The organism is Cupriavidus sp. 2TAF22 (assembly GCF_052115045.1).
Taxonomy (GTDB): Bacteria; Pseudomonadota; Gammaproteobacteria; order Burkholderiales; family Burkholderiaceae; genus Cupriavidus.
This window is the reverse complement of the sequence record NZ_JBFRFX010000006.1, coordinates 252,653-271,339: the sequence shown is the minus strand read 5'-3', so window position 1 is coordinate 271,339 and position 18,687 is coordinate 252,653. Positions and strand designations below refer to the sequence as shown.

Sequence of the window (18,687 nt, the reverse complement as noted above, 5' to 3'; positions counted from 1 at the left end):
CCGGTAGCGTCAGCAGCCCAATCAAAGCCAACGCGCCCACCACGAAACCAGCCTCAGACGAGAAGTCTGAGCGCCCAGCCTTCTGCAAGAATCGCTTTCTTTTGGTTACTTTTCTTTTCGAGAAAAGAAAAGTGACACTTACATGTGCCCGAACGGGCTACCAAGCCCGCGCCGCTAGGCCCACAGAGACAGGCGCACTTGCATGCGCCTGAAGGACCAAAAAGGCCCGGGCCCTCTTTGAGTCTTTGAGTCTTTGAGTCTTTGAGACTTAGTCTTTAAGACTTCGCCTTTGAAGTTAAGATTCTGAGTAAAAATCTAAGACTTATCCCATCTCAAAAATCTCCAAAACCGACCCCGTCCTCTTAACCGTAGCCAACACAATATTAGAATTAATCGCCATCACCCCCGGCGCCTTATGCAAGCGGTTGACAACAAATTCAGAATAATGCTCAAGGTTCCGCGCCCGCACGGTCAGCACATAGTTGGATGGACCGGACACGATCCGCGCGGTCACCACCTCCGGCCAGCCGTTCAGGGCCTGCACGAAGTTTTCGTGCCAGCGCTCAACGTCGGTGCGCATCGATACCTGGACCAGCGCCTCGAATTCCATGCCCAGCGCCTTGGCGTCGAGCACGCAGCGGTAGCCGGCAATCACGCCGGCCTCTTCCAGTAGCTTCACCCGCCGGAAGCATGCCGAGGCGGACAGGTTCACGGCCTCGGCCAGCTCCTGGTTCGTGGTTTTTCCGTCGCGGGTCAGGTGGCGCAGGATGCGGACATCGATCAGATCAAGTTTCATTCTGGATATTTAACCGAAAAATCGGTCTTGTACGAAATAAATGCAGCGCAAGATGATTTAATTCGGTAATAACTCGAAGAAAATTAAATTATCTGTTTGTTAATATACCTCTCCCTGGACGCAAAAGCACTGGCTGGCATGCGGTGCCACGTATCAGGCAGGCTCTTTCGCCGCGAGGCGCGCGGAGCCGGAAAAACAAAAAGAGAGGAGACGCATCGATGAAGATATTCTGCCCCCCGCTGCTGGCGGGCATGCTCGCCATGGGCAGCGCCTGCGCACAGGGCTCGGCCACGCTCTACGGCATCGTCGACCAGAGCGTGCGCTTCACCACCCACGCCAACGCCGCCGACAACCACGACATCGGGCTGGCCAACGGCGCTGTGACCAACAGCCGCTTCGGCCTGCGCGGCGAGGAAACGCTGGGCGCCGGCCTCAAGGCCATCTTCCGCCTGGAAAACGGCTTCGACCCGCAGACCGGCCGCGCCAACCAGAACGGACGGCTGTTCGGCCGCTACGCCTACGTCGGCCTGTCCGGCAGCCTCGGCACGCTGCGGCTCGGCCGCCAGTCCACCGAGGGCTTCAACCTGTTCGGCGACTTCGACCCGCTCGGCATCGCCAACTACACCGCCAACTACTGGCCGTACTTCATCACCGTGGGCCGCGTCGACAACGCCGTCAGCTATGACGGCAGCTTCGGCGGCCTCAACGTGGGCGCGAGCTACGGCTTCGGCGAGCAGCCCGGCAGCGTGGGCCGCAATGCGTACTGGGGCGCGCGTGCCGCCTACACCTTCGGCAGCGTCAGCGTGGGCGGCGTGTACCAGGAGACGCGCGACGCCGCCAGCAACACGCAGCGCATGTGGGGCGCGGCCGCGCGCTATGCGGCGGGCGCCGGCAAGTATTTCCTCGGCTATCTCGGCGGCAGGGACGCCACCGGCTCGCTCGATGCGGCGCTCAACGATGCCTCCCGCACCGTCGGCTACGGCACGTTCACGGCCAACCCGCGCAGGGACGATACCGTCTACGCCGGCCTGACCTGTCAGGTGATGCCGGCGCTGGCGCTGACCGCCGTCTTCTACTACGACCGCATCCGCAACGCCAACGGCATCGCCGGCAACGGTGGCCGGCGCTACGCGGGCGTGATGCTGGCCGAGTACGCGCTGTCGCGGCGCACGCAGTTGTACGGCACGGTGGACCACAACGTCGTCAGCGGCGCCGCCGCCACCGAGCTGCCCGGGCGCGGCAACCAGACCGGCGTGGCGCTCGGCATCCGCCACATCTTCTGAGCCGCGGCGTCCCGCATCCCCCAGCCCCCGGTTCCGGGGACCATGCGGCCCGCGCCGGACGAGGCAACAGCCAGGCCTCGCGCCGGCGCGGCCGGCCACCCGAAGGAGACAAGCCATGACCAATCCCCCGCAGCAGTTCCAGCAGATCGTCGAGCGCGAGAAGGGGCTGCGGCGCAGCCTCAGCGCCAGCCAGATGACCATGATCGCCATCGGCGGCGCGGTCGGCACCGGCCTGTTCCTCGGCAGCGGCTTCGCCATCGGCTTTGCCGGCCCGAGCGTGCTGGTGAGCTACGCCATCGGCGCGTTCATCGCGCTGCTGCTGATGGGCTGCCTGGCCGAGATGACGGTCGCGCACCCCACCTCCGGCTCGTTCGGCGCCTATGCCGAGCACTACATCGGCCCGCTGGCCGGCTTCCTGGTGCGCTATGCCTACTGGGCCTGCATCGTGCTGGCGGTCGGGGCGGAGGTCACGGCCACCGCGCTCTACATGAAGTACTGGTTCCCGGCGGTGCCGGGGTGGTTCTGGATTGTGTCGTTCTCGGGCGCGCTGGTGCTGGTCAACGCGCTGAGCGTCGATATCTTCGGCGCGGTCGAGTACTGGTTCTCGGTCATCAAGATCGCCGCCATCGTCGGCTTTATCCTGCTCGGCGCCTACGTGGTATTCGGCGCGCCGACGCTGGTCGGCGGCGGCGCGCAGCAGGCCGGCTTCCATCACTACACCGCGCACGGCGGCTTTTTTCCCAACGGCATCCGGGGCACGTGGATAGCCGTCATCGTCTCCATCTTCAGTTACCTGAGCATCGAGATGATCGCCGTGGCCGCCGGCGAGGCGCAGGACCCGGAGCGCGCCGTCATGCGCGCGTTCCGCTCCACCATGGTGCGGCTGGTGCTGTTCTACCTGCTCACGCTCGCGCTGATGCTGGCCATCCTGCCGTGGACGGCCGCCGGCCATGACCAGAGCCCCTTCGTCAAGGTGATGGAAGCCATCCGCATCCCGGGCGCGGCCGGCGTGATCAACTTCGTGGTGCTGGTGGCCGCGCTGTCGGCCATGAACAGCCAGCTCTACATCACCACGCGCATGATGTTCAGCCTCGCGCGCGCGGGCTACGCGCCGCGGCAACTGGGCCAGCTCAGCGCGCGCGGCGTGCCGCTGCCGGCGCTGCTGCTGTCCACCGGCGGCATCGGCATCGCCACGCTGGTGAGCATCGTTTATCCGGATGCTTCGTTCACCATCATGATGGCCGTGTCGATGTTCGGCGCGCTGTTCACGTGGATGATGATCTTCATCACCCACTACTACTTCCGCCGCGCGTGGCGGGCCCGGGGCGACGCGCCGCTGCGCTTTCGCATGTGGGGCTTTCCGGTGCTCACGCTGCTGGGCGCGGGGCTGATGCTGGCCGTCATGCTCACCACGGCGTTCACGCAGGCGTTCCGCATGACGCTGGTGTTCGGCGTGCCATTCCTGGTGGCGCTGACGGTGGCTTACTTCGGCTGGTTCAAGGCGCGTGCGGCAGCCGCGGCGGCGGCGCAGGGCGAGGAGGTGGCCTGAGCCGGCGCGCTCAGGCTGCGCCGTCCGTGGCGGACTGCGCATAGCCGCCGCGCGGCCGCGTCGGCAGCCACAGCAGCCACGCGGTCACGGCCGCCGCACAGGCCAGCAAGGCAACCGAGACGAAGGGGCGCTCGCGCAAGAACCGCGCCGTGGCACCCAGCGACGGCCACATGGTGCCGATGGCCAGCCACTTGGCGCGCAGCGGCACGCTGCGGTGCTGCTGCCAGTCGTGCACCAGCGGCCCCAGGCGCGGATGCGCCAGCAGCCGCGCATGAAAATGTTCCGAGCCGCGCGCGAAGCACGCCGCGGCCAGCAGCACGAACGGCGTGGTAGGCAACACCGGCAGGAAGATCCCGACGATGCCCAGCAGCAGGCTGAGCGCGCCGAGCGCCACGAACAGCGCGCGCAGCACCCGCTCGCGGCGGCTGCGCGCAGCGGAGCCGGCGTTGGCGCTTGCGGGCGGCGCCGTATTCAGACCGCCAGCCCCAGGCGCGCGCGCGCCTCGTTGTACTCCGCCTTCATGCGCGCCACGATTTCGCCGGCGGTGGGGATGTCGTGGATCTGGCCTACGCCCTGGCCCGCGCCCCACACATCCTTCCAGGCCTTCGCCTTCGAAGCGCCGCTGGAAAAGTCCATCTTGCTCTTGTCCGCCAGCGGCAGGTTCTCCGGATCCAGCCCGGACGCCAGGATGCTTTCGCGGATGTAGTTGCCGTGCACGCCGGTGAACAGGTTGGTGTAGATGATGTCTGCCGCGGCCGAGGTGGTGATCGATTGCTTGTAGGTCTCGCTCGCGTGCGCTTCCTGCGAGGCGATGAAGCGCGTGCCCACGTACGCGAAGTCCGCGCCCATGGCCTGCGCGGCCAGCACCGATTCGCCGGTGGCGATGGAGCCCGACAGCGCGATCACGCCGTCGAAGATCTTGCGCACCTCGCCCACCAGCGCGAACGGCGACAGCGTGCCCGCGTGGCCACCGGCGCCGGCGGCCACCAGGATCAGGCCATCCACGCCGGCCTCGATGGCCTTCTCCGCGTGGCGGATGCTGATGACGTCGTGCAGCACGATGCCGCCGTAGCTGTGCACCGCGTCGATCATTTCCTTGGGCGGCGCGCGCAGCGACGTGATGAAGATGGGCACCTTGTGGTCCACGCACACCTTGATGTCGTGCTCCAGCCGCGCGTTGGACGCATGCACGATCTGGTTCACCGCGATCGGGCCCACCGCCGCGCCCGGGTTGGCCGCGCGGAAGCTGGCCAGATCCTCCTGCATCTGCGTCAGCCAGTCGCCCAGCATCTCCGCCGGGCGCGCGTTCAGCGCGGGGAAGGAACCGACGATGCCCGCCTTGCACTGCGCCAGCACCAGTTCGGGGTAGCTGACGATGAACATCGGCGAGGAAATGACGGGCAGCGACAGGTTCTGCAGAACCGGGGGCAGTTGTTTGGCGGCGGGCATGGCGTCTCCTGAACCACGGCGGGCGCCGCATGGGGCGCCCTGGATATGAACGAGCGTTCGATTATAGGGAGTTCGGGGTGCTTTCGGCGTGGCTGGTATTAGAGGAAGTCTACGGCGAAGCGGGGGCGGGCGTTAAGTCAGTATGGGTGCCGCCACGCACCCGTGTATTGCATCCAGGCGTACAGGTTCCGTCGCCATTGTTTCCTTTACAGAACAGTGTATTGACGAATCTAGGGTTTTCCCTTGGTTCCAGGCGGCGTACATTGCGTGAACCGCCTGGCTTCCGCTCAGCGTCTCCGGCAAGAGAGCCGCCGGAGCCAGGCAGCCGCGTCGACCCGGTCGGCGCGCCGTCCCCAGCCAGCAGTCAGCCGTAGCAGCAAAGGAGTGCATTATGAGTTCCATTCTCGAAGCCCTGTTCGCAAGGCATGTCGGCGACCCCGAGCACATCGTCAGCGCGCTCAACCATCAGGAAATCGTTGTCGCCCTGTCGGCGCTGGTCGCGGAGCAGCGCGTCGCCGTGCTGCACATGCTCTACCCGCGCACCGACGCCCGCACTCACCGCAGCCTCGACGCGCTTGTCAGCGCGCTGCACGGGCACGGGCTGCACCAGGTCGCGGACCTGGTTTCGCAGGAAGCGCACTACCTGGTGTTCCGCGATCCGTCCAAGGCGTGGAAGGCACTCCAGGAAATCCGCCACGACTCACTGGCCATCGGCGTGCATCTCTACTACAAGGGTGCCACCGGCGACGCCGCGGAGCGCGAGCTGGACGTGGACGCGCATCAGAAGGCCGCGGCCAAGCCGCGCACGGCTGTGGACGCTGTCGGGAGTTGAGTCGCGAGCCACGCCCTCGGGGGAGGGCGGCCTGGCCTGTTGGGGCGGCCCGCAACAGACGTCATGATGTCGCGCTTGTCCATGGGCTCGGCAAAGCGGTAATTCAGTTGCGATCCGCATAAGCGCGCGATCGGCCGGTACGGACCGATCGCAGCCGTCTGACAGCATCGCCCCACTACCCGCATCCCGGCCTTTTCGAGCGTCTGCCTCGAAAGAAAGGCCCCGCAAGTTCATATCCCTTAGGGGCCTTTCCTTCTTGTAAGGTCCATGAGCCGGCCGCTGCTATCGGCCGGCTTCAACCGCTGGCCCGTGTCCTCTTGCAGCCGACCCGCGGAAGCGGCCTGGCTGGCGAGCCGCGCTCAGGCTGCCGCAAGACCGCCGTCGATCAGATAGATCGCGATCGAGAACGTCACGAGAGACATGACCGTGCTGGTGAGGATGGAAGTTGCCGCTTCGCTCCGATAGGCGCCGGCTTCGTTGGCGAACATGGCCGGAATCGTCGCGGACGGCAGCGCGCACAGCAGGATCATCTGTTGAGCGTAGAGACCCTTGACCGAAAGCAGAATGGTTGCGCCAATCATCAGGGCCGGGTGCACGAGCAGCTTGAGTCCCATGTTCACCCACACCTCGCTGGAAAGATTCAGCCGCACGGAGGACATGATCAGGCCGAGGCAGAACAGCGAAACGCCGGGCGTTGCCTTGCCGAGCAGATTGAGCGATTCGGCCGCTACCGGCGGGAGCTTGACCGCGAACAGGGAGAGCAGGATGCCGATGGCGGGCGCCCACATGAGCGGCCGGCGGACGGCGCCCGATACGCTCGCAACGAAGGCCTTGGCGCCGCTGCCTTTGCCACTGGCGACCGTGAGCAGCATCGTGGTCAGCGGAATCATCACGAGGCTTGCGACCAGGTTGAGCACCAGCACGGAATACAGGCTGCTGGGGCCGAACATGGCCTGCAGGATCGGGATGCCCATGAAGGCAGCGTCCGGGTAGCCGACCACGAAGCCCTTCAGCGTGGCGGCCTTGAGCTCGCGATAGCGAAACCAGCCGAGCGCGAACGCCACGGCGTACATCCCCATGATGCCGATGAACGTTGCGACGACGAACCGGAAATCCAGCAACTGCGAACGCGGCGTGCCGGCCATGCCGACCAGCAGCAGGGCGGGGAAGATCCAGTTGAGAACCAGGCGGCTGATGACGAGACTATCCGAATGGTTGAGCTTGCCGCGTTTGCCCGCGAGAAATCCGAGCACGATGACAAACGCAACCGGCAGCAGGGGCCCTGCGATACGGTCCAGCATGATGACACTCCTTGGATTTGGCATCCGTACCGTCAGGTCTGTTCCTTCGCCCGGCACGCGATCGCCTTTGATGCACGGCGCCTCTTGCGCGCCGTGCCTTCATGCATGGCCTGATCAGGCCACCCGGTAGTCGCGGATCACTTCCGCGCTGGGCTCGAGGCCGAGACCCGCACCTTGCGGCACGGCGAACGCACCGTTCTTCGGGATGATGGCGTCGCCGTAGAGCTGTGCCTCGAGGTCGAAATAGCGCCATTCGACGAGCGCATCGGGACCGCCCAGCGCGGCGCTTGCGTGCACACTGGCGAGCAGGCCGGGACCATCGTAGAACGTGTGGACCATCACCGTGACATTGTTGGCATTGGCCAGGGCGTACACCTTCTTCAATTCGGTCAGGCCACCCATCTTCGCCGGGCTCGGCTGGATGAAGTCGACAGCCTTGGCTTCGAACAGATGCTGGAAGTCCATCAACGTCGAGGCGTTCTCGCCGGCGGCGACGGGGATGCGGCCCTCCTGCCTGACGCGCGCGAGCCCGGCATAGTTTTCCGGCGGCCAGACCGGCTCTTCGAGCCATCGCAGGTTGAAAGGCCGAAGCTTTTCCGCCATGTCGAGCGCTTCGCGGACCGTCCACGGACAGTTGACGTCGAGCGTGATGTCGACGTCGTCACCGGCCGTCTCGCGCGCCGCGCGGACGCTCTCGACATCGATCTCGTGCAGCTTGAGATGGCGAAATCCGTCGTTCAGCGCGCGCGCCACGTTTTCCCTGACGAGATCCGGGTTGGAGTACCGGGTCAGGCTGGCATAGGCACGCAGCGAGGTGGCGCTACTGCCTCCGAGCAATTGGTAGACCGGCTTTCCCGCGACCTTGCCTGCGATGTCCCACAGCGCGATGTCGATGGCGGAAAGGCTGTGGATGAAGGCGCCACTGCGCCCGAATACATGGAACTTCTTTTGCAGGTCGAGCATCAGCTTCTCGAGCTGCGAGGCATCCCGGCCGATGATTTCGGGCGCGAGAATCGTGTCGATCACGACCTTGGCCGGAGGAACCGCCATGAAGCCGAACGTCTCGCCCCAGCCGACCACGCCCGTATCGGTCGTGACCTTGACGACCAGCGAGTCAGCGGTCTGCAATCCGCTTTTGCCCCACACGGCGTCATCTGATCGGCCCCCCGCCGTGAAGGGAATGCGCAGGGGTATCGTCTCGATGTTTGCAATCTTCATGATGTTTCCTTCCTGGTGTGCAGTCCGGCATGCTCGCCGTGTGATGGCGGACTCTGCGAGTCCAGCCAGTGAAACGAGCCGCTGTCGTCCTGGATGCCGCCTGGCGCCGCCCGGGGATTGCTCGTTACCCTTGGGCACCAATCTAGGCGCATCGCCGTCGAACTCGCATACCCGCCAAGGCGAATCAGTCTTGCGCGGCAGGAACAAATCAGGTGCACAGCTTCATCAGCCGGCGCGACTCCCAATTTCCCGCGCGCTGGTTCGAAGTGGACAAAGCGCTGCCTGGCGGTTGCCCCTGAAATCGCCATTGCCTGCACGGGCAGGGCGGTGCTCCCCGGCGTGCCGCCAGGCGTCGCCGCTGGCACCTCGCGCACCACCGCGGCGCAGCCAGGGCATGCAGGCGCGCAGGATATGTGCTGCTGTCAGAACGGCGGGATGCCGGCGCGGCACGACACGGAGCCGGTCGGTCGTGTGGACGCACCTATCCGCCGGGGCGTCGGGGAGGGAGAAATGGGGGGCGGCCTCGGCGCTCGCACGGAGGCGGTGGCCGGATCATCGGCGCGCGAAGGGCCAATGCCCGAGCGGACATGGCTCGCGATCGCGATCCTCAAAGAAATTCCTTCTTGATGTCGATGCTCGAGCGCTGGCCAACATGATCGTAGTTTTCCTTGATCCATGCCTCGGCCTCGGTCCTCCCCTTGTCGCGCAGGGAGCAAAGGAAGTCCCAGTCGGCGTTGTACTTGCTCGACGCACCGAGGGCGCTCATGGTCTCGTCAGACCTGATCGAGTGGATCAGCATTTCCTTCATCTCGCTTCGATTGACCTTGCCTTGCTGGATCAGCGAAGTCACGAAGGCAATCGCGCGCATCTCCCGCATGAGCGATGAGTTGAAGCTCACTTCATTGACGCGATTGAGGATGTCGACGGCGGTGGTCGGCACGCCAGGGCGCACGATCGGATTGATGTGGACAATCACGACGTCGCTTGTATTGCAGTGATAGATCAGCGGAAAAATTGCCGGGTTGCCGACATAGCCGCCATCCCAGAAGTACTCGCCGTCTATCGGCACAGCCTGAAACAGGGTGGGCGGACAGGCCGAAGCCAGCACGGCCTCGATGCAAATGTCCGTGCTTGAAAAAATGCGTATCCTGCTGGTCTCGACATTGGTCGCGCACAGATAAAGCTGTATCGGGCATTGCTTGCGCAGCACCGCGAAGTCGACCTGTTGCTCGAGGACATCCCGCAGCGGATTGCTGTTACTGGGATTGAACTGGTATGGCGACAGAATCCGAAGAACGATGTCCGCCATCGCGTAAAGGGGCGAGTAGTTCAGCCCAAAGCTATGGGTTCCCTTTAGCCAGGGCATCCAGCGGAACGGGCTGTGCTTCTTTGCCGATTGCGCGATCGCGAGCCAGAATTCGTGGAGCGCCTCGCGCGCCCGGTCGTGCCCGCCCTGCAGCAAGCCGTGGGCGAGCACGGTGGCATTCATCGCGCCCGCACTCGTCGCACTGATGCCTTCGATGGTGAATCTCCCATCCTCGAGCAAGCGGTCGAGGACTCCCCACGTGAACGCACCATGCATCCCGCCGCCCTGCAAAGCGAGCGCGATTGGCTTTTGTTCGCCGTTACCGGTCGGCTTACGGATACTCCCGGCCATCCCAAGGCTCCTTCGTGGCGTGGACTGGAGCAGACCCGCCAGGTATCGGCTTGCGCGGGCGTAGCGCAAAGTATCGTAGCCAGCGCTTATTCAAGCGTTCGCCTGGCGGCCACCAACGCGGATGGAGGCCCGCCAGACCAGGCTCTCATCAGTGCGTCGATGGACGGCACCCCCTGTCATGAAGTGTAGTAAAGATGTGATGCCTGAGTGGTGGGGCGGCGGGTTGATGGATGGCGTGCTGTCCGCACCGAGGCGTGCGCCGTGCCGGGTGGCGGCGATGCGCGCATAAGTGCCTTGTCGGCGACGGCGCCACGACGACGCGGTGTGACCGTGCTGGCGGGTCACCCCGTGCTAGGATGAACGCTCCCCAGCAGCCGCCCCAGGCCCATGACCACCCTCTACGCGACCCTCGGCGTGCAATCGGACGCCACCCTCGACGAGATCAAGCGTGCCTACCGCCGCGCCGCGATGAAGTGGCACCCCGACCGCAATCTTGGCCGCGAGGCGGAGGCGCACAAGGCGTTCCAGGAAATCCGCGATGCCTACGGCATTCTTTCCGATGCGGAGCAGCGCCGGATCTACGACGAGGTATTCGAGCAGGAGATGCAGCGCTGGCAGGCTGAACGCGAGGCGCAGGAAGAACAGGAGTGCGAGGCGCAACGCGAAGCCCAGCGCGTCGCGCAGGAACACTACGAGAAGATGGTCGCGATCGCGATGCGCTTTGCCGACGACGGACACAACCGCGAAGTCCTCTTCGGCGTGCTGCTCGGCCGTGACTGCGAGGCGGAGCTGGCGGCACGCATCGCGGACAGCGTATGGGCCTTGCAGGAGTCGCGGCGGGCAGGTGCGCCGGCCGCGGACGCGCCACACAGCGAAGCCGCCCCGACGCCTGCCGGCGCGGCGGCGTCAAATGCCGATGAGGCGACGCGGTCCAGGCGTCACCCCGGCACCTTCGATTCGTTCTGGCACGGCTTGTTCGGCCTGCGCTCGTAGCCGGGCTGGGGCATGTCGATGCCGAAGCGTCCTGGCAGATGAGCCGCCCTGAACAGCATCAGCCACGGGACCTCCTCACTTCCTATTTCTGGAGTGGCGACGCCATCCGCAGCCGGCGCGTGAGCGACATCGTGCTGTCAGGCACGGTCGACGTCCCCGTGCCCCCTGCACGTCTGCTTGCGGATTGGGCAAGGGAGATATCGTCACGCCTGATCCTGGAACCCGGGGATGTCGAAGCCATGCCCCTGGCACGAGCGCGGGCGCGCTGGCCGGACTACACGCGTTGCGTGCAGGCGGCGTCCGATTGGACGTGCGCGCTCGGACTACCCGGGGTGCTTGCCGCCAGTGACATCGCCCTCATGGCCTGCCGCGGCGCGAGGTACCACCATGACGGCGAGCAATATGGCGGCGCGGCCTTCTGCAACCTCTTCCTGAGCGAGGACAAGGGCCTGGACTTGCATTTCCCCTCTTTGGGACTGCGCATCCCCCTGAGCCGGGGCACGGTTGTGATATTCGATACTTGCCAGCCCCATGGCGTCATTCCACGCCACAGCAGCGGCTTCGACGTGGGCGACTTCCCGCCCGGCCACGACTGGGTCCAGCTATTCCTGACCTGGGAGCTTCCCATCGAGGATGCCGGTGTCGGGCACGCGCTCGAGGTTGACTTCGACATCTCTGCCTCGACCTCGCTGCAACTGAATGAAGAGCAGGTCTGGCTGAACGGTGCAAGGGCCGGTGTGTGCCAGGATTCTGGCCGGTGGTGCCTGGCCGGCTGATCGTCAGGGTCACGCCGCGCTTTGTCGCGGAGGGCGGACAAGGAGCGGGCCGGCGCGACATTCTCCCAAGGGAACCGGCCTGCCCGCGCAGCCTGTGCCGGGGATGCGCGAACAGGGGAATCACTCGGGCTGGATGCCGGCGTCCTGGATGATCTTCGACCAGCGATTGGCCTCGCCGTCGAAGAACTTCTTGTGCCCGGCCGGCGAAAGGCGGTCGTCGCTGACGACCGTGACGCCGAGCGCTTCTTCGCGCTTGATGAGCGCCGCGTCCTTCAGCGCGGCGCGCAGGGCCGTGTTGAGCTTTGCCAGTACCGCTGGCGGCGTCCCGCGCGGTGCGTAGAGGCCATGCCAGACGGTGAAGTTGAAACCCGCCAGCCCTCCTTCGCTGAGGGTCGGAATGCTTGCCAGCGCGGGCACAGATGATCGCTGTGCGCTGGTCACACCGTAGGCCTTCACCTTCCTGGCCTCGATCTGGGGTGTGCTGTTCGTGGCTTGCTCGCACATCAGGTCGACCTGGCCGCCCATGATGTCGGACATGGCGGGAGCCGTACCTTTGTAAGGCACAGAGGTCATATTGCTCTTGAGCGCGCTTTGCAGCATGAGGCCGCACAGATGGGAGGCGGAACCCGCTCCGGCATTGGCGAGGTTCAGCTTTGCGCCATTCTCCGCGATGAACTTGCGGAGATCGGGTAGCGCATTCGGCGGCAGGTTTGGCCTGCCAATCAGGGTCGAGGGCGCCTCGTTGATCAGACCGAGAAACTCCAGGTCGGCCGTCTTGTAGCCCAGCTTCTTGTAAAGCGACGGCGCCGTGGCCAGGCCTATGTGATGTACCAGCAGCGTGTACCCGTCCGGCGTGGCGCGCGCAACGCGCGCTGTACCGATCGTTCCCCCCGCGCCGGCTGTGTTCTCGACCAGGACCGTCTGCCCCAGGGTCTTGCGCAATGCCTCTGCCACATCGCGAGCGATCTTGTCGCTCGGGCCGCCGGCGACGAACGGGACAACCAGTGTGACAGGCTTCGCCGGGTACTCGGCGTACGCGGGACCCGGGGCGGCAAGTGCACCGCCGGCAAGACAAAGGGTGACGGCATAGGAAGCCGCTTGCTTGTTCGACATGGTTGTCTCCGTTGTATGTTTCTTGCCCTGGCTATGCCGCTCAGGCCGACAGTTCCTGCATCACGCGATAGAGGTCGGACTTGGCTTCGAAGCCGATGCCTGGCAGGTCCGGCATGGTGAGATAGCCCTGTTCGACCTTGACGCCATCGGGAAAGCCGCCGAACGGCTGGAACAGGTCCGGGTAGCTCTCGTTGCCGCCGAGGCCCAGGCCGGCGGCGATGTTCAGCGACATCTGATGGCCACCGTGCGGGATGCAGCGGCTGGCCGACCAGCCATGCTGCTTGAGCATGTCGAGGGTCCGGAGGTACTCGACCAGGCCGTAGCTCAGTGCGCAATCGAACTGGAGGTAGTCGCGGTCCGGGCGCATGCCGCCGTAGCGGATCAGGTTGCGGGCGTCCTGCATCGAGAAGAGATCCTCGCCGGTTGCCATCGGGTTGGCGTAGTAGTTGCGCAGGGTCGCCTGCAGTTCGAAGTCTAGCGGGTCGCCCGGCTCTTCGTACCAGAACAGGTCGTACTGCGAAAGCGCCTTGGCGTACTCGATCGCGGTGTCGAGGCCGAAGCGGCCATTGGCGTCGACCGCCAGCTTCTGGCCATCCTGCAGGACGCTCAGGATCGAATCGATGCGACGCAGATCCTCGTCGAGCGATGCGCCGCCGATCTTCTTCTTGACGACCGTGTAGCCACGATCGATGTAGCTGCGCATTTCGTCCTTGAGCTTGTCGTGGTCCTGGCCGGGATAGTAGTAACCGCCGGCTGCATACACGAAGACCTTGCGATCGGGCGTACCGTTGCCGTAGCGATCCGCCAGCAACTGGAACAGTGGCTTTCCTTCGATCTTTGCCACGGCATCCCAGACGGCCATGTCGATGGTGCCGATCGCCACGGAACGCTCTCCGTGGCCGCCCGGCTTCTCGTTCGTGAACATCGTGTCCCAGATCTTGTGGGGGTCCAGGTTGTCGCCGGTGGCGTCGATGAGTGATTCCGGATCGGCTTCCATCAGGCGCGGGATGAAGCGCTCGCGCATCAGCTTGCCCTGGCCATAGCGGCCGTTCGAATTGAAGCCGTAGCCAACCACGGGCTTGCCGTCCCGGATCACGTCGGTGATCACGGCGACGAGGCTCAGCGTCATCTTGCTGAAGTCGATATAGGCGTTGCGGATGGGCGAGCTGATGGGGAGGGTCTTTTCGCGGATTTCGACGATTCTCATGCTGTGTCTCCTGGCGCGCTGGCGCTACGGTGCGTGGGGTGTGGGAATCGGTAGCTTAGTGGCTGGAGCGTGAACTAAAATTGAATCAAATTAATTTGATTATTCACTTTGAGTGAAAACTGACCTCGCCTCCGAACTGGAGTTCTTCGTGCTGGTGGCGCGTCACGGCAACCTGTCGGCCGCGGCGCGCGAACTCGACCTGACGCCGCCGGCGGCGACGAAGCGGCTGGCGCTCATGGAGGGCCGGCTGGGCGTGCGCCTGGTCAACCGCACGACACGCAGCATCAGCCTGACCAACGAAGGCGAAACCTACCTCGCCTATGCGACGCGCATCCTCGCGGACCTTCGTGAAATGGAAGATGCCGTATCGAGCAGCGGAGCCGAGCCTCGCGGTCTCCTGCGTGTCAACGCCACGCTGGGCTTCGGTCGCACCACCATTGCGCCGCTCGTCTCCGATTTCGCCAGGCGCTATCCCAACGTCGAAGTGCAGTTGGAGGTCACTGACAGGCCCGTGGACCTGGTCGAGAGCGGGTTCGATCTCGCGATCCGGTTCGGGGCCTTGCCCGACAATCGCTTGAACGCCAGGCGCATCATGTCGAACCGCCGGTTTCTTTGCGCGTCACCGGTCTATCTCGACAGGTTCGGGACGCCGACGACGCTCGCCGAACTGGCAAGCCACCGCTGCATCATCCACAGGCAGAACGACGGCGCCCACGGCGTCTGGCGGTTTCTGCACAAGCGGCAGAGTGAAGTGGTGAAAGTTGACGGCGCGCTATCCAGCAATGACGGCGATATCGTGCTCGGCTGGGCGCTCGATGGCCATGGAATCCTGATACGGTCCGAGTGGGATCTGGCGAAGTATCTGGAAAGCGGAAGGTTGAGGGTGGTATTGCCCGATTTCGCGCTGCCGTCGGCCGATCTCTTTGTCTACTACCCTCAACGTCGAAATCAGACCGCCCGTGCAAGGACGTTCATCGACTTCCTGGTGGCGCAGTTTCAAAAGCCCGCGATGGCAAGCGAATCACGCAAGAAAGGCGGGTAGCCCTGCCATGCGGCCCGCAAGCGCCTGCTCGCTTGCCGAAGTTGACGTCGACGGGAATCGAGGGCTACCTTTGCGAGAACCCGGACAGGTTGGGCGATTCCTGGCTGACCGGACCTGCGGACCTGCGGACCTGCGGACCCGCGGACCCGCGGACCTGCATATGGCGGAGCATGAATGAAGACGTTGCTGATCATCTACCACACGATGACCGGGGGAACACAGCAGATGGCCGAGGCGGCAGCCGGCGCGGCGCGCACCCAGTCGGGCGTCGCGGTCAGGCTGCAGCGTGCGTCCGAGACCGGCCCGGACGATGTGCTGGCGGCCGACGGCTACCTGTTCGCGACGCCGGAAAACCTGGCTTCGATGTCCGGGCTGATGAAGGACTTCTTCGATCGCTGCTACTACGCGGCGCTTGACCAGGTAAACGGCCGCCCGTACGCGGCCATGATCTGCGCCGGCAGCGACGGGCAGAACGCACTGCGTCAGCTCGAACGCATCGCCACCGGATGGCGGCTTAACTGCGTGGCGCCAGGCCTGATCGTCTGCACCCATGCACAGACGCCTGAACGCATTCTGGCGCGCAAGGAAATAAGCGCCGATGATCTCGCGCGCTGTGCCGAGCTCGGCGCGGGACTAGCGGCCGGCATCGCGCTGGGCGTGTTCTGACGTGGCCGCGGACGATCGCGCAAGCCCGCGCATATCGTCGGGATGGCGCGGCAAATCCATCGGGGACATGGCCGGCTACCTGTAGCGCGCAACGCTCTCCTGCAGGATCGCGATAAATGCCTGCGTCGCCGGTGACCGCGTGCGCCCGGCCAGCGTGACGACGCCATACGGCGACCACATGTCATCGAAGCCCAGCACGGCGAGCCTGCGCGCCGTTCCCGCGGCGCATTCGGCCTTCATCATCTCGCTGGGCACGAGACCCACCGCTTCGGTTTCCAGCACCAGCGAGCGAACGGTCAGCAACTGGTCGCAGGCCACCGTCAGCAGATCGCGAGCAGTGCCCGGGACCTGTTCGTCCAGGCGCTGGCGAAGCATCGCGGCGATTCTCTTCGGCAGATGCGGGCCGGCGACCGGATAGCCCAGCAGGTCTTGCAGCGCCACTGCCGTCTTGCGTGCCAGCGGATGGCCTGCGCGCACGAAGAAGCCGGTTTCGATCGGCGGCAAGTCTTCGACGAGCAACTGAGGACGCTTGTCGATGCTGGTGCTCTCCCCAAGGAAAACATCCAGCTCCTCCGCTTCGATCCGCTCGCCCAATGCGCGCGCCTCATCGATCTCGACGTCCACGCGCAGGCCGGGATAGCGGCCTAGCAGCATGGCAAGCACAGGGTCCAGCAGAAACGACGCGGCAAGTGCGCCGAAACCTACGCGAATATGGCCGCGGGTCAGATCCTGCATCATTTCCAGGTCGCGCTTCATCTCGCGGGCTTCGCGCAGCATGCGCCGCGCGCGTTCCAGCACGACCAGGCCCTCGGCGGTCAGCGCGGCACGCCCGTAGGCCCGGTCGATCAGCATCTTGCCCAGCTCGCTTTCGAGGGCCTGGATGCTGCGCGTCAAGGCAGGCTGCGACAGGTGCAGTTCGTCCGCCGCCCTGGCAAAGCTGCCGGCCTCGATCAGGGTGACAAAGTGCTGGTACTTCCTCAGGGCCATGAAATTAAGTTTTTACGCATGGAAAACTGAAAAATATTGCATTTGACGATAGGTTGCAATGCTTCCAGTATGGGACAGCTTCACTGAGTTTCGCCCCGCAAATCCTGGAGTCAACCTATGACAGCACATACCGAGCCGCATGCCGGCACAGACATGACCGATGCGGAGTGGCGCACCCGCGTGGACCTGGCGGCCTGCTATCGGCTAGTCGCGCATTTCCGCTGGGACGACCTGATCTTCACCCACATCTCCGCGCGCGTGCCCGGCGCGCCTCAGCACTTCCTGATCAACCCCTACGGGCTGATGTTCGAGGAGATCACCGCTTCCAGTCTGGTGAAGGTGGACCACGGCGGCGCGCCGGTCGGGCCAACCGCGCACCTGGTGAATCCGGCCGGCTTTCTGATCCACAGCGCAGTCCACGAGGCGCGGCCCGATGTGCAGTGCGTGCTGCACACCCATACGCTGCACGGCATTGCCGTCTCGGCGCAGCGCGAGGGATTGCTGCCGATCTCCCAGCAATCGATGTTTCCGCTCAGCGCGCTCGCGTATCACGACTACGAAGGCCTGGCACTGCGAGACGCCGAGCGCGCGCGGCTGGTGGCGGACCTGGGCACAGCCAGCAACATGATCCTGCGCAATCACGGCTTGCTGACATGCGGCAGCACCATCGCCGACGCCTTCCTGGCCATGTACACGCTGGAGACCGCATGCCGCGTGCAGATCCTGGCGCAAAGCGGCGGCACCAGCCTGACCCACGTGCCGGCATCCATCCTCGAAGGCATGGCCGGGCAGGCAAAGGAAGTCACCAAGGGCCAGGGCGCCGGCCTGGTCTGGCCCGGGCTGCTGCGACGCCTGGACCGCATCGATCCCTCGTTCAGGACCTGAACATGGGCATCCTGGTTCTGATCCATCCATCGCTGTCCGCGCCGCTGGCCGATGCACTGCGCAAGGCTGCGCCCGACATTCCCGTGTGGACAAGCGCGGCGCAAGCCCCCGTGCCGGAAGTCGAGTGCATCATGGCGTGGAGCCTGCAAGACGGCGTCGCCTCGTCGTACCCCGCTCTCAAGCTGATCAGCGCGCCGAGCGCCGGCGTGGACAAGCTGCTCTCGGCGACAGACCTTGCGCCCGGCATGCCGGTCACCCGCGTGGTCGACCCGCGCCAGCCGCTGGAGATCGCCCAGTACGTGCTGGCGGTGACATTGCGCCATACGCGCGAACTGCCTTGCTATGAAGCCCAGCAGTCGCGGGTCGAATGGCACCGGCATCCGGTTCGCCCGGCGCAGAAGACGCGGGTGGGCGTCCTCGGTCTCGGGCAGATCGGGCAGGCGGTGGCACGCGCCATGCACGGCGCGGCGTTTCATGTGGCCGGCTGGAGCCGGAGCAGGAAAGCCTTGCCGGGTATCGCCACCTTTGCCGGCGAGAGCGAACTCGGGACGCTGCTGTCGCAGAGCGATATCCTGGTCTGCACGCTGCCGCTGACCGCCGACACCCATGAGATCCTGGATCGCAGGCGACTGTCGCAGCTGCCGCAAGGCGCATACCTGGTCAACGTGGGGCGCGGCGAGCATCTGGTGGAGTCCGATCTCATCGCGCTGCTGGACAGCGGGCATCTGGCGGGCGCGGCGCTCGACGTCTACCGTGCCGAGCCGCTGCCCGCGGACTCCGCGCTCTGGCGCCACCCTCGCATCCTGGCCACGCCGCATATCGCCGCCCAGGCCTCGTTCGATCTCGTCGCGCAGCAGTGCGTGGAGAACGTGCGTCGGGTCAGGAGCGGCCTGGCCGTGTTGAACGAAGTCGATCGCGCACGGGGGTACTAGT

The 18,687-nt window shown here is 65.1% G+C and carries 18 protein-coding genes; 9 read left to right on the top strand and 9 right to left on the bottom strand.

The window, feature by feature from the left end; translation table 11 throughout:
- Window positions 1-322 precede the first annotated feature (322 nt).
- Entirely contained in the window at window positions 323-796 is a 474-nt protein-coding gene (locus tag AB4Z48_RS10290; RefSeq protein WP_441613818.1) for an Lrp/AsnC family transcriptional regulator, read from the bottom strand.
- A 218-nt stretch (window positions 797-1,014) separates the two neighbouring features.
- Here AB4Z48_RS10290 and AB4Z48_RS10285 point away from each other — a divergent pair, with 218 nt between their 5' ends.
- A complete protein-coding gene (locus AB4Z48_RS10285; protein ID WP_441613817.1) occupies window positions 1,015-2,079 on the top strand; it encodes a porin in 1,065 nt (354 codons plus the stop codon).
- 115 nt (window positions 2,080-2,194) lie between these two features.
- The gene (locus AB4Z48_RS10280) at window positions 2,195-3,628 is read left to right on the top strand and encodes an amino acid permease (RefSeq protein ID WP_441613816.1); all 1,434 of its coding nucleotides are present in this window, start codon (window positions 2,195-2,197) and stop codon (window positions 3,626-3,628) included.
- 10 nt (window positions 3,629-3,638) lie between these two features.
- Here the strand turns inward: AB4Z48_RS10280 and AB4Z48_RS10275 are convergent, their stop codons facing one another.
- Together AB4Z48_RS10275 and AB4Z48_RS10270 are read right to left on the bottom strand one after the other, a co-directional pair.
- Window positions 3,639-4,040, bottom strand: coding sequence for a YbaN family protein (locus AB4Z48_RS10275; protein WP_441613815.1), 402 nt, complete (start codon window positions 4,038-4,040; stop codon window positions 3,639-3,641).
- 59 nt (window positions 4,041-4,099) lie between these two features.
- Window positions 4,100-5,077: an NAD(P)H-dependent flavin oxidoreductase gene (locus AB4Z48_RS10270; RefSeq protein WP_441613814.1), complete on the bottom strand. Its 978-nt coding sequence runs from the start codon at window positions 5,075-5,077 to the stop codon at window positions 4,100-4,102.
- Between the two features lie 391 nt (window positions 5,078-5,468).
- On the opposite strand from AB4Z48_RS10270, the gene AB4Z48_RS10265 reads away from it, so the two are divergent.
- Window positions 5,469-5,909 (top strand): hypothetical protein, encoded by a 441-nt coding sequence (locus AB4Z48_RS10265; RefSeq protein WP_441613813.1) that lies wholly within the window; start codon window positions 5,469-5,471, stop codon window positions 5,907-5,909.
- Between the two features lie 359 nt (window positions 5,910-6,268).
- On the opposite strand, the gene AB4Z48_RS10260 is transcribed toward AB4Z48_RS10265, so the two are convergent.
- The 3 genes from AB4Z48_RS10260 to AB4Z48_RS10250 form a co-directional block, all read right to left on the bottom strand.
- On the bottom strand, window positions 6,269-7,210 hold the full coding sequence (locus AB4Z48_RS10260; RefSeq protein ID WP_441613812.1) for an AEC family transporter: 942 nt from the start codon (window positions 7,208-7,210) through the stop codon (window positions 6,269-6,271).
- Window positions 7,211-7,324: 114 nt separating this feature from the next.
- The gene (locus AB4Z48_RS10255; RefSeq protein WP_441613811.1) at window positions 7,325-8,428 is read right to left on the bottom strand and encodes a mandelate racemase/muconate lactonizing enzyme family protein; all 1,104 of its coding nucleotides are present in this window, start codon (window positions 8,426-8,428) and stop codon (window positions 7,325-7,327) included.
- 607 nt (window positions 8,429-9,035) lie between these two features.
- The gene (locus tag AB4Z48_RS10250) at window positions 9,036-10,085 is read right to left on the bottom strand and encodes a patatin-like phospholipase family protein (RefSeq protein ID WP_441613810.1); all 1,050 of its coding nucleotides are present in this window, start codon (window positions 10,083-10,085) and stop codon (window positions 9,036-9,038) included.
- Between the two features lie 387 nt (window positions 10,086-10,472).
- On the opposite strand from AB4Z48_RS10250, the gene AB4Z48_RS10245 reads away from it, so the two are divergent.
- Together AB4Z48_RS10245 and AB4Z48_RS10240 are read left to right on the top strand one after the other, a co-directional pair.
- On the top strand, window positions 10,473-11,078 hold the full coding sequence (locus AB4Z48_RS10245) for a J domain-containing protein (protein WP_441613809.1): 606 nt from the start codon (window positions 10,473-10,475) through the stop codon (window positions 11,076-11,078).
- A 38-nt stretch (window positions 11,079-11,116) separates the two neighbouring features.
- The gene (locus tag AB4Z48_RS10240; protein ID WP_441613808.1) at window positions 11,117-11,854 is read left to right on the top strand and encodes a hypothetical protein; all 738 of its coding nucleotides are present in this window, start codon (window positions 11,117-11,119) and stop codon (window positions 11,852-11,854) included.
- 120 nt (window positions 11,855-11,974) lie between these two features.
- Here AB4Z48_RS10240 and AB4Z48_RS10235 read toward each other — a convergent pair whose 3' ends face one another.
- Both AB4Z48_RS10235 and AB4Z48_RS10230 read right to left on the bottom strand, forming a co-directional pair.
- Window positions 11,975-12,967, bottom strand: coding sequence for a tripartite tricarboxylate transporter substrate-binding protein (locus tag AB4Z48_RS10235; protein ID WP_441613807.1), 993 nt, complete (start codon window positions 12,965-12,967; stop codon window positions 11,975-11,977).
- A gap of 40 nt (window positions 12,968-13,007) precedes the next feature.
- Window positions 13,008-14,174 carry a mandelate racemase/muconate lactonizing enzyme family protein gene (locus AB4Z48_RS10230; protein ID WP_441613806.1) on the bottom strand — a complete coding sequence of 389 codons (1,167 nt, stop codon included), beginning with the start codon at window positions 14,172-14,174 and terminating at the stop codon, window positions 13,008-13,010.
- Window positions 14,175-14,286: 112 nt separating this feature from the next.
- Between AB4Z48_RS10230 and AB4Z48_RS10225 the strand changes: the two genes are divergently transcribed.
- Complete coding sequence (locus AB4Z48_RS10225; RefSeq protein WP_441613805.1) at window positions 14,287-15,216, top strand: LysR substrate-binding domain-containing protein; 930 nt, start codon at window positions 14,287-14,289, stop codon at window positions 15,214-15,216.
- Between the two features lie 174 nt (window positions 15,217-15,390).
- The gene (locus tag AB4Z48_RS10220; RefSeq protein WP_441613804.1) at window positions 15,391-15,882 is read left to right on the top strand and encodes a flavodoxin family protein; all 492 of its coding nucleotides are present in this window, start codon (window positions 15,391-15,393) and stop codon (window positions 15,880-15,882) included.
- Window positions 15,883-15,957: 75 nt separating this feature from the next.
- Here the strand turns inward: AB4Z48_RS10220 and AB4Z48_RS10215 are convergent, their stop codons facing one another.
- Window positions 15,958-16,869, bottom strand: coding sequence for a LysR family transcriptional regulator (locus tag AB4Z48_RS10215; RefSeq protein WP_441613803.1), 912 nt, complete (start codon window positions 16,867-16,869; stop codon window positions 15,958-15,960).
- Between the two features lie 117 nt (window positions 16,870-16,986).
- Between AB4Z48_RS10215 and AB4Z48_RS10210 the strand changes: the two genes are divergently transcribed.
- Window positions 16,987-17,754 carry a class II aldolase/adducin family protein gene (locus tag AB4Z48_RS10210; RefSeq protein ID WP_441613802.1) on the top strand — a complete coding sequence of 256 codons (768 nt, stop codon included), beginning with the start codon at window positions 16,987-16,989 and terminating at the stop codon, window positions 17,752-17,754.
- A 2-nt stretch (window positions 17,755-17,756) separates the two neighbouring features.
- Window positions 17,757-18,686, top strand: a complete 930-nt coding sequence (locus AB4Z48_RS10205) for a 2-hydroxyacid dehydrogenase (protein ID WP_441613801.1) — start codon at window positions 17,757-17,759, stop codon at window positions 18,684-18,686.
- Window position 18,687 lies beyond the last annotated feature (1 nt).